Source organism: Burkholderia pseudomultivorans, from assembly GCF_001718415.1.
Classification (GTDB): Bacteria; Pseudomonadota; Gammaproteobacteria; order Burkholderiales; family Burkholderiaceae; genus Burkholderia; species Burkholderia pseudomultivorans_A.
In genome coordinates this window covers 3,399,488-3,412,617 of record NZ_CP013378.1, presented here as the reverse complement: position 1 = coordinate 3,412,617, position 13,130 = coordinate 3,399,488, and the positions used below count along the sequence as shown (strand labels likewise).

General features: G+C 65.7%; 8 protein-coding genes and 2 tRNA genes. 8 read left to right on the top strand and 2 right to left on the bottom strand.

Going from position 1 to position 13,130, the window contains the following annotated elements; all coding sequences use genetic code 11:
• Window positions 1-125 precede the first annotated feature (125 nt).
• From clpX to WS57_RS28000, 7 genes are all read left to right on the top strand, one after another.
• Window positions 126-1,397 carry an ATP-dependent Clp protease ATP-binding subunit ClpX gene (clpX, locus tag WS57_RS28030; RefSeq protein ID WP_006489345.1) on the top strand — a complete coding sequence of 424 codons (1,272 nt, stop codon included), beginning with the start codon at window positions 126-128 and terminating at the stop codon, window positions 1,395-1,397.
• Between the two features lie 197 nt (window positions 1,398-1,594).
• Window positions 1,595-4,018: an endopeptidase La gene (gene lon, locus WS57_RS28025; protein ID WP_009695114.1), complete on the top strand. Its 2,424-nt coding sequence runs from the start codon at window positions 1,595-1,597 to the stop codon at window positions 4,016-4,018.
• 203 nt (window positions 4,019-4,221) lie between these two features.
• Window positions 4,222-4,297: transfer RNA gene (locus tag WS57_RS28020), tRNA-Val, on the top strand.
• 23 nt (window positions 4,298-4,320) lie between these two features.
• Window positions 4,321-4,397 (top strand) — tRNA-Asp (locus WS57_RS28015).
• A 661-nt stretch (window positions 4,398-5,058) separates the two neighbouring features.
• Entirely contained in the window at window positions 5,059-6,192 is a 1,134-nt protein-coding gene (locus WS57_RS28010) for a porin (RefSeq protein WP_009695116.1), read from the top strand.
• A gap of 196 nt (window positions 6,193-6,388) precedes the next feature.
• Window positions 6,389-7,735, top strand: a complete 1,347-nt coding sequence (locus tag WS57_RS28005; protein ID WP_069245135.1) for an MFS transporter — start codon at window positions 6,389-6,391, stop codon at window positions 7,733-7,735.
• Window positions 7,736-7,987: 252 nt separating this feature from the next.
• Window positions 7,988-9,922 carry a SurA N-terminal domain-containing protein gene (locus tag WS57_RS28000; protein WP_069245134.1) on the top strand — a complete coding sequence of 645 codons (1,935 nt, stop codon included), beginning with the start codon at window positions 7,988-7,990 and terminating at the stop codon, window positions 9,920-9,922.
• A gap of 79 nt (window positions 9,923-10,001) precedes the next feature.
• On the opposite strand, the gene WS57_RS27995 is transcribed toward WS57_RS28000, so the two are convergent.
• A complete protein-coding gene (locus tag WS57_RS27995; protein WP_059477806.1) occupies window positions 10,002-10,676 on the bottom strand; it encodes an arylesterase in 675 nt (224 codons plus the stop codon).
• Here WS57_RS27995 and WS57_RS27990 point away from each other — a divergent pair.
• The gene (locus WS57_RS27990) at window positions 10,675-11,376 is read left to right on the top strand and encodes an ABC transporter ATP-binding protein (RefSeq protein WP_069245133.1); all 702 of its coding nucleotides are present in this window, start codon (window positions 10,675-10,677) and stop codon (window positions 11,374-11,376) included. The two genes, WS57_RS27995 and WS57_RS27990, sit on opposite strands and share 2 nt — an antisense overlap.
• A gap of 84 nt (window positions 11,377-11,460) precedes the next feature.
• Here the strand turns inward: WS57_RS27990 and pgi are convergent, their stop codons facing one another.
• Entirely contained in the window at window positions 11,461-13,083 is a 1,623-nt protein-coding gene (gene pgi / locus WS57_RS27985; RefSeq protein ID WP_059512767.1) for a glucose-6-phosphate isomerase, read from the bottom strand.
• Window positions 13,084-13,130 lie beyond the last annotated feature (47 nt).

Genomic DNA, 13,130 nt, shown 5'->3' with positions numbered 1-13,130 from the left:
CAGAATCCGTTACGCCCCGAGCATCTGCGGCAAAGCGCATCCAGCCGGCTCCGGTCGCGTCCCAGGCGCGGTGTCCGGAGTATTCGGCGTATCATGTCATTTACCTGTCCGGAGGCTCTACATTCATGGCGGACAAAAAAGGTTCGAACAGCGAGAAGCTGTTGTATTGCTCGTTTTGCGGGAAGAGCCAGCATGAGGTGAAAAAACTCATCGCGGGCCCGTCGGTGTTCATCTGCGATGAATGCATCGACCTCTGCAACGAGATCATTCGCGACGAGGCGGCCGCCGCCGGCGTCGAGGCCAGCCTGTCCCGGTCGGATCTGCCGAGCCCGCAGGAAATTCGCGACATCCTCGATCAGTACGTGATCGGGCAGGAGCGCGCGAAGAAGATCCTCGCGGTGGCCGTGTACAACCACTACAAGCGCCTGAAGCATCTCGACAAGAAGGACGACGTCGAGCTGTCGAAGAGCAACATCCTGCTGATCGGCCCGACCGGTTCCGGCAAGACGCTGCTCGCGCAGACGCTCGCGCGGTTGCTCAACGTGCCGTTCGTGATCGCCGACGCGACGACGCTGACCGAAGCCGGCTATGTCGGCGAGGACGTCGAGAACATCATCCAGAAGCTGTTGCAGAACTGCAACTACGAGGTCGACAAGGCCCAGCGCGGGATCGTCTACATCGACGAAATCGACAAGATCAGCCGCAAGTCGGACAACCCGTCGATCACGCGCGACGTGTCGGGCGAGGGCGTCCAGCAGGCGCTGCTGAAGCTCGTCGAGGGCACGATGGCGTCGGTGCCGCCGCAGGGCGGCCGCAAGCATCCGAACCAGGATTTCATCCAGGTCGACACGACCAACATCCTGTTCATCTGCGGCGGCGCGTTCGACGGCCTCGAGAAGGTGATCACCGACCGTACCGAAAAGACGGGCATCGGCTTCGGCGCGACGGTCAAGAGCAAGCAGGAGCGCGACGCGGGCGAAGTGCTGCGCGAAACTGAACCGGAAGACCTGATCAAATTCGGTCTGATCCCCGAATTGATCGGCCGCCTGCCGGTCGTCGCGACGCTCGGCAAGCTCGACGAAGCCGCGCTGATGAAGATCCTGGTCGAGCCGAAGAACGCGCTCGTCAAGCAGTATCACAAGCTGTTCGCGATGGAGCGCGTCGAGCTGGAGATCCGGCCGGGCGCGTTGCAGGCAGTCGCCCGCAAGGCGATCCGCCGCAAGACCGGCGCGCGCGGCCTGCGTTCGATCATCGAACAGGCGCTGCTCGACGTGATGTACGAGCTGCCGACGATGAAAGGGGTCAGCAAGGTCATCATCGACGAGAATGTCATCGATGGCGACGGCAAGCCGCTGCTGATCTACGAGGACACGCCGAAGGTGGCGGGTTCGAACTGACCGGCTTGCCGACGATGTTCAGCGAAAAAGGCCGTTCATGAGACCGTGGGCGGCTTTTTTTCGTTTATCTTGTGGGTAACTCTGACTCGACACGCGGTGGTTACTTTCTTACCGAATATTTCCCGCACTTGAAGGCTTGCAATTCGTTGTGGCGGCCTCAATTACCGAACAATTGATTCCACTCATGGGGAAATGAAATGTCAGGCACCCAACTTCTCCCGCCGGAACGCATCACGCTCCCGCTGCTGCCGCTGCGGGACGTCGTCGTTTTCCCGCACATGGTGATTCCGCTCTTCGTGGGCCGGCCGAAATCGATCAAGGCCCTCGAAGCAGCGATGGAAGGCGGCAAGCACATCATGCTGGTCGCCCAGAAAACCGCGGCCAAGGACGAACCGACCGAAAAGGACATGTACGAGGTCGGTTGTATCGCCAACATCCTGCAGATGCTGAAGCTGCCGGACGGCACCGTGAAGGTGCTCGTCGAGGGGCTGCAGCGCGCCAAGGCGTTGTCGATCGAAGAGCAGGAGACGCAGTTCTCCAGCGAAGTGATGCCGCTCGAGCCCGATCATGCGGACAGCGCCGAAACGGAAGCGCTGCGTCGCGCGATCGTGTCGCAGTTCGACCAGTACGTGAAGCTGAACAAGAAGATCCCGCCGGAGATTCTCACGTCGCTGTCGGGCATCGACGAAGCGGGCCGTCTCGCCGACATGATCGCCGAGCGCCTGCCGCTGAAGCTCGACCAGAAGCAGCACATCCTCGAGATGTTCCCGGTCATCGAGCGTCTCGAGCACCTGCTCGCGCAGCTCGAAGCCGAGATCGACATCCTGCAGGTCGAAAAGCGCATCCGCGGGCGCGTGAAGCGCCAGATGGAAAAGAGCCAGCGCGAGTACTACCTGAACGAGCAGGTCAAGGCGATCCAGAAGGAACTGGGCGAAGGCGAAGAGGGCGCGGATCTCGAGGAACTCGAGAAGCGCATCAACGCCGCGCGCATGCCGAAGGAAGCCAAGAAGAAGGCCGACGCCGAGCTGAAGAAGCTGAAGCTGATGTCGCCGATGTCGGCGGAAGCGACCGTCGTGCGCAACTACATCGACACGCTGATCGGCCTGCCGTGGCGCAAGAAGAGCAAGGTCAACAACGACCTGTCGAACGCCGAGCAGGTGCTCGACGAGGATCACTACGGCCTCGAGAAGGTCAAGGAACGGATCCTCGAGTATCTCGCGGTGCAACAGCGCGTCGACAAGGTGAAGGCGCCGATCCTGTGCCTCGTCGGGCCTCCGGGCGTCGGCAAGACCTCGCTCGGCCAGTCGATCGCCCGTGCGACGAACCGCAAGTTTGTCCGGATGGCGCTCGGCGGCGTGCGTGACGAGGCCGAGATCCGCGGCCACCGCCGCACGTATATCGGCTCGATGCCGGGCAAGATCCTGCAAAGCCTCGCGAAGGTCGGCGTGCGCAATCCGCTCTTCCTGCTCGACGAAGTCGACAAGATGGGCATGGATTTCCGCGGCGATCCGTCGTCGGCGCTGCTCGAAGTGCTCGATCCGGAACAGAACCACACGTTCGCCGACCACTACATCGAAGTCGACTTCGATCTGTCGGACGTGATGTTCGTCGCGACGTCGAACTCGCTGAACATCCCGCCGCCGCTGCTCGACCGGATGGAAGTGATTCGTCTGTCGGGGTACACGGAAGACGAGAAGGTCAGCATCGCGCAGCGCTACCTGCTGCCGAAGCAGAAGAAGAACAACGGCCTGAAGGACGGCGAGATCGAGGTCACTGAACAGGCGATCCGCGACATCATCCGCTACTACACGCGCGAAGCCGGTGTGCGTTCGCTCGAGCGGGAAGTGTCGAAGATCTGCCGCAAGGTCGTGAAGATGCTGCTGCTGAAGAAGGCATCGGGCGCGATCAAGGTCGACGGCGACAACCTCGACACGTTCCTCGGCGTGCGCAAGTACGACTTCGGCCTCGCGGCGAAGGAAAACCAGGTCGGTCAGGTGACGGGCCTCGCGTGGACGGAAGTCGGCGGCGATCTGCTGACGATCGAAGCCGCAGTGATGCCGGGCAAGGGCAACGTGATCCGCACCGGTTCGCTCGGCGACGTGATGAAGGAGTCGGTCGAGGCGGCGCGTTCGGTCGTGCGTTCGCGTTCGCGGCGTCTGGGCATCAAGGACGAAGCGTTCGAGAAGCAGGACATCCACATCCACGTGCCGGAAGGCGCGACGCCGAAGGACGGTCCGTCCGCCGGCGGTGCGATGACGACGGCGCTGGTGTCGGTGCTGACCGGTATCCCGGTGCGTGCCGATGTCGCGATGACGGGTGAAATCACGCTGCGTGGCGAAGTGCTGCCGATCGGCGGGCTGAAGGAGAAGCTGCTGGCGGCGCATCGCGGCGGCATCAAGCTCGTGCTGATCCCGGAAGAGAACGTGAAGGATCTCGCCGAGATTCCGGACAACGTGAAGAACGCGATCGAGATCGTGCCGGTCCGCTGGATCGACAAGGTGCTGGAGCTCGCGCTCGAACGTTCGCCGACGCCGCTGCCGCCGGAAGAAGAGGCGAAGGCTGCGGCGCCGGTCGCCGATGCCGCGAAGGATGCCGGCTCGACGGAAGTCGTCAAGCACTGAACCCGAGCGCCGTTCTGACGGTGGTTCACGAAAACCCGCGGCATGTCCGCGGGTTTTTTTATAGGCATCGTCGGACGCGTGTGCGCAGGCGAGCGAAAAAAATCGTGCTTGGGGCTAGCCAAGTATTCGGGGATGAATTAGAATCGCAGGCTCGCTGGTTGTTGATGCGGCAACGCAGATCGCAGCCAGATCGAATCGGAAACGGGTGCTTAGCTCAGCTGGTAGAGCGGCGCCCTTACAAGGCGTAGGTCGGGGGTTCGATCCCCTCAGCACCCACCAGTTTCCCGATTCGGCAAGACCAAGGAGCGGTAGTTCAGTCGGTTAGAATACCGGCCTGTCACGCCGGGGGTCGCGGGTTCGAGTCCCGTCCGCTCCGCCAAACAAATGAAAAAGCCCGCCTTGTGCGGGCTTTTTCATTTGTGCTTCCGCGTTGCGCCCGCTTGCGGGCGCGTGACTGCGGGGCGGAGGAAGCCGCCTGCGCGGCTTCCGGCGGGGCTCGAAGGGATGCGCGTGTACGCGCATCCGCGGCCTGCAGGATGTAGGCGAGTCCCGTCCGCTCCGCCAAACAAATGAAGAAGCCCGCCTTGAGCGGGCTTTTTCATTTGTGTTTCCGCTCGCGGATGCGCGGCGCTCGTCGAAGCGCGTGAGCATAGTCAGCGTCGCCCCGATGCTTTGTTTCGGGTAACGAATTGATCTCGTGCCGACCAAACGACTCGCCCTCGACGACACCCGGGCCGCAGCAGCGTGCCGTCGTCGCCATTGGGGAACATGATCAGCGGCCTCATCCGCTGATGCCTGTCAGGTATGGATGCAGATCGCGTCGGTATTGGACGCCCGCACCGCTTTACTTTAACTTTCGATGGGTCGTGCGCGGGCGAGCTTATCCGGTCGCGCGGGACTTCATGCATCGCCTCGTCGCCCGGCAAGCCCGGCGCACGACGCGAGTCCGGACCCAATCATGCGGACAATGATTAGGTCTGCTTTTTATCTATGCGTGATGTCCGAAGAAACAGAACAATTTCAACATGGAGTGGAGACCGATGAAGCTTGCGAAGTGGATGATTGGCGGACTGGGCGTGTTGAGCGTGCCCGCGTTCGCGCAAAGCAGTGTGGCGTTGTACGGCGTCATCGATACGGGCATCGAGTATGTGACGCATGCGAATGCGGCAGGCGACAGACTGATCCGCATGCCGGGCATCACGGGCGAGGTGCCGTCGCGCTGGGGATTGCGCGGCAGCGAGGATCTCGGCGGCGGATTGAAGACGGTGTTTCAGCTCGAAAGCGGCTTCAATCCGCGCGGCGGCGACCTCGGCCAGGGCGGTCGGCTGTTCGGCCGTCAGGCATGGGTCGGGCTGCAAGGGCCGTGGGGCAAGCTGTCGTTCGGACGTCAGTACTCGATGACGTTCTGGGGGCTGACGGATTCCGACATCCTGGGCCCGGACATCTACGGCAGCGCATCGCTCGATGCGTATATTCCGAACGCCCGCAGCGACAACGCGATCGCGTACATGGGCACCTTTCGCGGCTTGACGCTCGGCGCGATGTATTCGTTCGGCCGGGATTCCGCCGGCACCGGCAATTCGCCCGGGCAGGGCACCTGCGCGGGTTCGGTGGCCGGGCATTTCACGCAGTGCCGCCAGTGGAGCGCGATGATCAAGTACGACACGCAGGCGTTCGGCGTGTCGGCCGCCTACGACGAGCAGCGCGGCGGCGCGGGCGCGGCCGCGAACTTCTTCAATGGCGTCACGCCGTTCGCGCTGACCAACGAGGGCGACAAGGATATCCGCATGCAGGTCAGCGGGTACGGAAATATCGGACCGGTCAAGCTCGGCGCCGGCTGGGTCGGACGTCATGTCGAGACGGTGTCGCCGTCGGTGCCCGATGTGCGTTCGAACCTGTTCTTCGTGGGCGCGGCGTATCAGGTCACGCCTGCCGCCGTGCTCGACGGCGAGGTCTTCCGGATCGTCAATCGCGAGCAGAACACGCGCGCGACGATGACGACGCTGCGCGGCACCTATTTCCTGTCCAAGGCCACCGCCGTCTATCTGCAGGGCTCGTATTTGTGGAACAGCGCCCAGGCCCGTTACAGCCTGAGTTCCGGCGGCGGCGGCACGACCCCGGCCGCAGGCGTCGGTCAACTCGGCGTGATGGCAGGCATCCGGCACATGTTCTGAACGCGGCGCGCGACGTGCGCGGGCTCGCGTTCTGCCGGGACGCCCGTGTACACCGACAGCAGTGAAACAGCGATCCGGCGAAGCCGGCGCAGCCCCCGCGAGCGTGGCGGGACCACACAAAAACAAGCAGCGGACAACTGGACGCGTGCCGGATCGTCGCATTCGGCACGAGACCTCAGGTTAAAAGGAGACCCCAATGCGAAATATCGACGTATGCAAACTGTCCGACGAGGCGCGGTTTGGCCGCTTTCATGCCGGCATCCTGTTCTGGTGCGCGCTGATCATCATCTTCGACGGCTATGACCTCGCGGTGGTCGGCATCGCGCTGCCCTCGATCATGGCCGAGATGAAGGTCGGTCCGACGGGCGCCGGCCTGATGGTCAGCTCGGCGCTGTTCGGGATGATGCTGGGCGCCGTGTTTCTCGGCACGATCGCCGATCGTATCGGCCGCGTGCGCGCGATCGTGATCTGCATTCTCTTGTTCAGCGTTTTCACGGCGGCGGCGGGCGTCGCCCACGAGCCGGTCACGTTCTGCATCGCGCGGTTTCTGGCCGGCCTCGGCATCGGCGGGGTGATGCCCAACGTCGTCGCGCAGATGACCGAATTCTCGCCGCGCCGGATCCGCAGCACGCTGGTTACGCTGATGTTCAGCGGCTACTCGGTCGGCGGGATGCTGGCCGCGCTGGTCGGCAAGGCGATGATTGCCCGCTACGGCTGGCAGTCGGTGTTCATCGCGGCGGGGCTGCCGGTGCTGCTCGTGCCCGCGATTCTCGCGTACATGCCCGAGTCGATGAGCTTTCTGATCCGCAAGGGGCGCACCGGTACCGTCGGGCACGTGCTGTCGCGCATCGAGCCCGGCTATCGGCCGCAGGACGGCGACAGCTTTTCGATCGCGGGTCAGGAGAAGGGCGACGCGCCGGGCATTCGAAGCCTGTTTGCCGACGGACGCGGCTTCAGCACGGTGATGCTGTGGGTCGCCTTTTTCATGTGCCTGTTCATGGTCTATGCGCTGAGTTCGTGGCTGACGAAGCTGATGGCCAGTGCGGGCTACAGCCTCGGCTCGGCATTGACCTTCGTGCTCGTGCTGAATTTCGGCGCGATGATCGGCGCGATCGGCGGCGGCTGGCTGGCCGACCGCTTCAACATGAAGCACGTGCTGGTCGCGATGTATGCACTCGCGGCCGTGTCGATCAGCCTGCTGGGCGTGAAGGTGCCCGAGCCCGTGCTGTTCGTGCTGGTCGGCCTCGCCGGCGCATCGACGATCGGCACGCAGATCGTGACCTATGCGTTCGCCGGGCAGTTCTACCCGATGGCCGCCAAATCGACCGGGATCGGCTGGGCGTCCGGCGTGGGGCGCAGCGGGGCCATTCTGGCGCCGATCGTGATCGGGTTTCTGGTCAGCCAGGCGCTGCCGCTGCAGCAGAATTTCCTGGCCATCGCGGTGCCGGGGCTGATCGCGATGGTCGCCGTCGGCCTGATGCGTCCGCTCAAGCCGGTGCACACGCAACGAAGCGTCGAAGCGGTGGAGGCCGATCCCGCGTAAGGCGGTTGTCGGGCGGGGCCGCGCGTCGATGCCGTTGCGGCGGGCGGCCCGCCTGCGAAGCGTTTCCGCCGTACCCGGGGGAAAAGGGACATATGCCCGCGAGCCGGTCCGCCACGCGCGGATCCCGGCGCGCGGACGGGGCGCCGGGTCGATCCGGCGGGGCCCGCCATCGGCGCGCCGCCCTGCCGGTTCGCCTTTTTTCCCGTCCGCTGTTGTAATATCGGGCGTTTTGTCCAATACAACCCGTCACGCATGCTCGATTTCTTCCGTAATCACCAGCGCCTGATGATGGCGCTCCTGCTCCTGATCGTATTGCCGGGGCTGGGCTTCGTCGGGATCCAAGGTTTCCGCGGCTTTTTCGACGATAGCGCGAACGTCGCGGCGGTCAACGGGCACAAGATCACGCGGGTCGAATTCGACGGCGCGTTCCGCCAGCAGATCGACCAGGCGCGCCAGGCGCTTGGCGGGCAGTTCGACATCAAGGCGTTCGATACGCCCGACCACCGCAAGCAAGTGCTCGACGGCCTGATCCAGCAACGCGTGCTGGCCGATGAAACGCAGCGGCTGCACCTGACCGCGTCCGACAACGCGGTGCGCGAAGCGCTGCTGAGCGACCCGATGATCGCGTCGCTGAAGAAGCCGGACGGCACGATCGACGTCGAGCGCTATGCGCAGCTGCTGTCTTTCCAGGGCATGACGCCCGAGCAGTACCAGGAGCGCGTACGCTACAGCCTCGCGCTGCAGCAGATCCCGGCCAGCATCGTGTCGAGCGCGTTTACGCCGAAAAGCCTCGCGCAGCACCTGTCGGAACTGGCCGCGCAGCAGCGCGAAGTGCAGGCGCTCGTGCTGAAGACGAGCGACTACGCGGCGAAGGTGCAGCCGACCGACGCACAGCTCGCCGCGTACTACGACGCGCACAAGCAGAGCTTCGCGACGCCCGAGACGGCGACGATCCAGTACCTCGTCTATTCGCCGGCCGCGGCTGCTGCCAGCGCACAGCCGACCGACGCGGACATCAAGAAGTTCTACGACGACAACCCGACGCACTTCCGCACCGAAGCGCAGGTGCGCGTGAGCCACATCTTCATCGCGGCCGCGAGCGACGCGAGCGCGGCGGACAAGGCGGCCGCGAAGGCGAAGGCCGAGCAGCTGCTGGCCGACGTGAAGGCGCATCCCGACCAGTTCGCGCAGATCGCGCAGAAGAACTCGCAGGACGCGCCGTCGGCAGCGAAGGGCGGCGACCTGGGCTTCATCACGCGCGGCTCGACGGCGGGCGGCAAGGCGTTCGACGATGCGGCGTTCGCGCTGAAGCAGGGCGACGTGAGCGGCGTCGTGCAGTCGGACCTCGGCTTCCACATCCTGAAGGCGACCGAGGTGAAGCCGTCGGCGGTCAAGCCGTTCGCGGAAGTGAAGGACGAGATCGCCGCGAGCCTGAAGCAGCAGTACGCATCGAAGGCGTTCTCGGACAACGCGGAAGGCTTCACGTCGACCGTGTATGAAAAGGCGAAGAGCCTGCAGCCGGCCGCCGACAAGTACAAGCTGACGATCCAGACCGCGACCGTCACGCCGACGCCGAACCCGCAGCTGCCGCCGACGAGCCCGCTGAACAACCCGAAGTTCCTGGCCGCGGTGTTCGCGAACGACTCGGTGAAGAACCAGAACAACACGCAGGCGATCGACGTCGGCAACAACACGCTGATCTCGGCGCGCGTGACCGACTACAAGCCGGCCACCGTGCCCGCGCTCGACGCGATCAAGGATGCGGTGCGCCAGAAGGTCGTCGCCGAGCAGGCGGCCGAACTCGCGAAGAAGGACGGCGCGGCGAAGCTCGCGGAGCTGCAGAAGTCGAAGTCGACCGAAGGCTTCGCGGCCGCGCAGAAGGTCTCGCGCACGCAATCGCAGGGCCTGACGCCGGCCGCGCTCAGCGCCGTCTACAAGGTCGATGCGAAGACGCTGCCGGCCTACGTCGGCGTCGATCTCGGCGCGGACGGCTACGCGATCTACCGCGTGAACGCGGTGGTTCCCGGTTCGGCCGTCGATCCGCAGCAGCTCGCGGGCGCGCAGCAGCAGATGGCGCAGGTCGAAGCGCAGAGCGAAGGCGAAGCGTATCTCGCCGCGCTGCGCGACCGGTCGAAGGTCAAGCTGTACGGTTCGACCGCCAGCCAGTCGAAGGACGGCGAGGACTGAACGCGCCGGGCACCGTTTCCCGCGCAACCATCGAAAAACCCCGCTCGAAGCGGGGTTTTTTCTTTCCCGCGCGTGGCGATCAGCCGCGCGGCCTGGTCAACAGCGGTTTCAGCGTCGGCCACACGTTGTCGAGCAGCACGCCCTGGGCCTGCTGCGCCGGATGGATCTGGTCGGACTGGAACATGTCGGGCTTGTTCTCGATGCCGGCCAGCAGGAACGGCACGAGCGGCACGCCGAGATCCTTCGACAGCCGCGTATAGACGGCATGGAACTTCTGCGTGTAGTCGGGCCCGTAGTTGGGCGGCACGTACATGCCGACCAGCACGACTTTCGCCTGCGCGCGCCGCGCATCGGCGACGATGTCGCGCAGGTTGCGCTCGGTCGTCGCGAGCGGCACGCCGCGCAGCGCATCGTTCGCGCCGAGCTCGACGACGACGATCGACGGCTTGAGCCGCTGCAGCACCGCGGGCAGCCGCGCGCGGCCGCCGCTCGTGGTGTCGCCGCTGACGCTCGCGTTCGCGACGCTATAATCGATCCGCTCGGCCGCGAGCCGCTGCCGCAGCAGCGCGACCCAGCCGGTGTCGCGCGGCAACCCGTATTCGGCCGACAGGCTGTCGCCGAGCACGACGATCACGGGCTGCGCCGAGGGCGCGGCCGGCGCCGGCGCGGCGCGTGCGAATCCGGTCGCGGCCAGCATGCCGCCCAGCAGCGCGGCGAGTGTCGCGCGCCTTTTCCAGCGAAGTGTCCTGTCCATGTTCAAGATTACCGATCCGATCATCGAAGTCCATGACGTGTGCAAGCGGGTCGCCGACGCGACGGGCGAGCTGACGATCCTCGACGGCATCACGCTCGCCGTACGGCCCGGCAGCAGCCTGGCGATCGTCGGCGCGTCGGGGTCGGGCAAATCGACGCTGCTCGGCCTGCTTGCGGGGTTGGACAGCGCGACGAGCGGCACGGTTCGCCTGCTCGGCCGCGCGCTCGACCAGCTCGACGAGGACGCGCGCGCCGCGCTGCGCAACGGCGCGGTCGGCTTCGTGTTCCAGTCGTTCCAGCTGGTGCCGCACCTGACCGCGCTCGAGAACGTGATGCTGCCGCTCGAACTGCAGGGCGGCGTCAGTGCGCGCGAAGCCGCCGACCGTGCGCGGACGCTGCTGGTACAGGTCGGCCTTGCCGAGCGCACCGCGCATTACCCGAAGCTGCTGTCCGGCGGCGAGCAGCAGCGCGTCGCACTGGCGCGCGCGTTCGTCACGCGCCCGGCGGTCCTGTTCGCCGACGAGCCGACCGGCAGCCTCGACGCGGCGACGGGCCACGCGGTCATCGACCTGATGTTCGAGCTGAACCGGACGCACGGCGCGACGCTCGTGCTCGTCACGCACGATCCCGAACTCGCGCGCCGCTGCGCGACCACGGTCACGCTCGACGCGGGACGCATCGTCGCGCCGCACGCGGCATAACGCCGCGCTTTCCCTATTTCCCGTGTTTCCGCGCCGGGCCTGCGCGCGCGTTGTGCCGCGCGCAGGCCGACGCGGACCGTCGCGTCAGCGCTTGAGCGCCGCGCGGGCGCGCGCGATCAGCGCGGTCGTCGACGAGTCGTGCTTGGCGGCATCGAGCGTTTCGGCCGACAGGTCGGCCTCGACGACCTTGCCGAGGATCTTGCCGAGCTCGACGCCCCACTGGTCGAACGGATTGATGTCCCACACGGTCGCCTGCACCAGCACCTTGTGCTCGTAGAGCGCGATCAGCGCGCCGAGCGTGCGCGGCGTCAGTGCGTCGACCAGCAGCGTCGTCGTCGGGCGGTTGCCGGGGAACGTCAGGTGCGGCGCCAGCGCCTCCTTGCCGGGACCGGCGACCTTGCGCGCCTCGTCGAGCGTGCGGCCGAGCATCAGCGCCTCGCTTTGCGCGAAGCAGTTCGCGAGCAGTTTCGGGTGATGGCTCGCGAGCGGGTGCTCGGGCGTCAGCACCGCGATGAAGTCGATCGGCACGATCGTCGGCCCCTGGTGCAGCATCTGGAAGAATGCGTGCTGGCCGTTGGTGCCCGGTTCGCCCCAGGTCACGGCCGAGGTCGGGTAGTCGACGAAGGTGCCGTCCAGGCGCGCGGACTTGCCGTTGCTTTCCATCTCGAGTTGCTGCAGGTACGACGGCAGGAAGTGCAGCGCCTCCGAATACGGCGCGACGAGATAGCTCTGCGAGCCGAAGAAGTTCCGGTACCAGATGCCGATCAGGCCGAGCAGCACCGGCAGGTTGCGCTCGAGCGGCGCTTCGCGGAAGTGGCGGTCCATGTCGTTCGCGCCGGCGAGCAGCTCGTCGAACTGCTCGGGGCCGACCGCGATCATGATCGACAGGCCGACCGCCGACCACAGCGAGTAGCGGCCGCCGACCCAGTCCCACATTTCGAACACGTTGTCCGCGGCGATGCCGAATTTCACGACTTCGGCCGGGTTCGCCGACACGCCGACGAAATGCTTCGCGAGCGCGTCCTCGGGGCAGCCCTTCGCGACGAACCAGTCGCGCAGCGATCGCGCGTTCGTCATCGTCTCGAGCGTCGTGAAGGTCTTCGACACGATTATCGCGAGCGTTTCCTCGGGATCGACCTGTTCGAGCACGCGCGCGAGGTCGGCGCCGTCGACGTTCGACACGAAGTGCGTCGCGATCTCGGGCGTCGCGACGTGGTGCAGCGCGTGCACGACCATCTTCGGCCCGAGGTCGGAGCCGCCGATGCCGATGTTGATCACGTGACGGATGCGCTTGCCGGTATAGCCGGTCCACGTGCCGCTGCGCACGGCGCGCGCGAAGCTCGCCATCTTCGCGCGTTCGGCGTTCACCTGCGCGTGGAACGGTGCGTTCGGGTCGGTCGCGCGCAGTGCGGTGTGCAGCGCGGCGCGGCCTTCGGTCGGATTGACGATCTCGCCGGCGAACATCGCGTCGCGGCGCGCCTCGACGCGCACATCGCGCGCGAGCTGCACGAGCAGGCGAAGCGTTTCGTCGGTGATGCGGTTCTTCGAGAAGTCGGCGGCGAGGCCGCCGCCCGCGAACGTGAAGCGTTCGGCGCGGGTCGGTGCGGGATCGTTCTCCGGGGCGAACCAGTCGCGCAGACGCGCGTGACGGATCTGTTCGAAGTGGGATTGAAGGGCAGTCCAGGCGGGGAGCGAATTCAGCGTCATGGCGGTTCGAGTGAAGCGTGAATCGTGAGGAATGCCGCGCCGGCGCA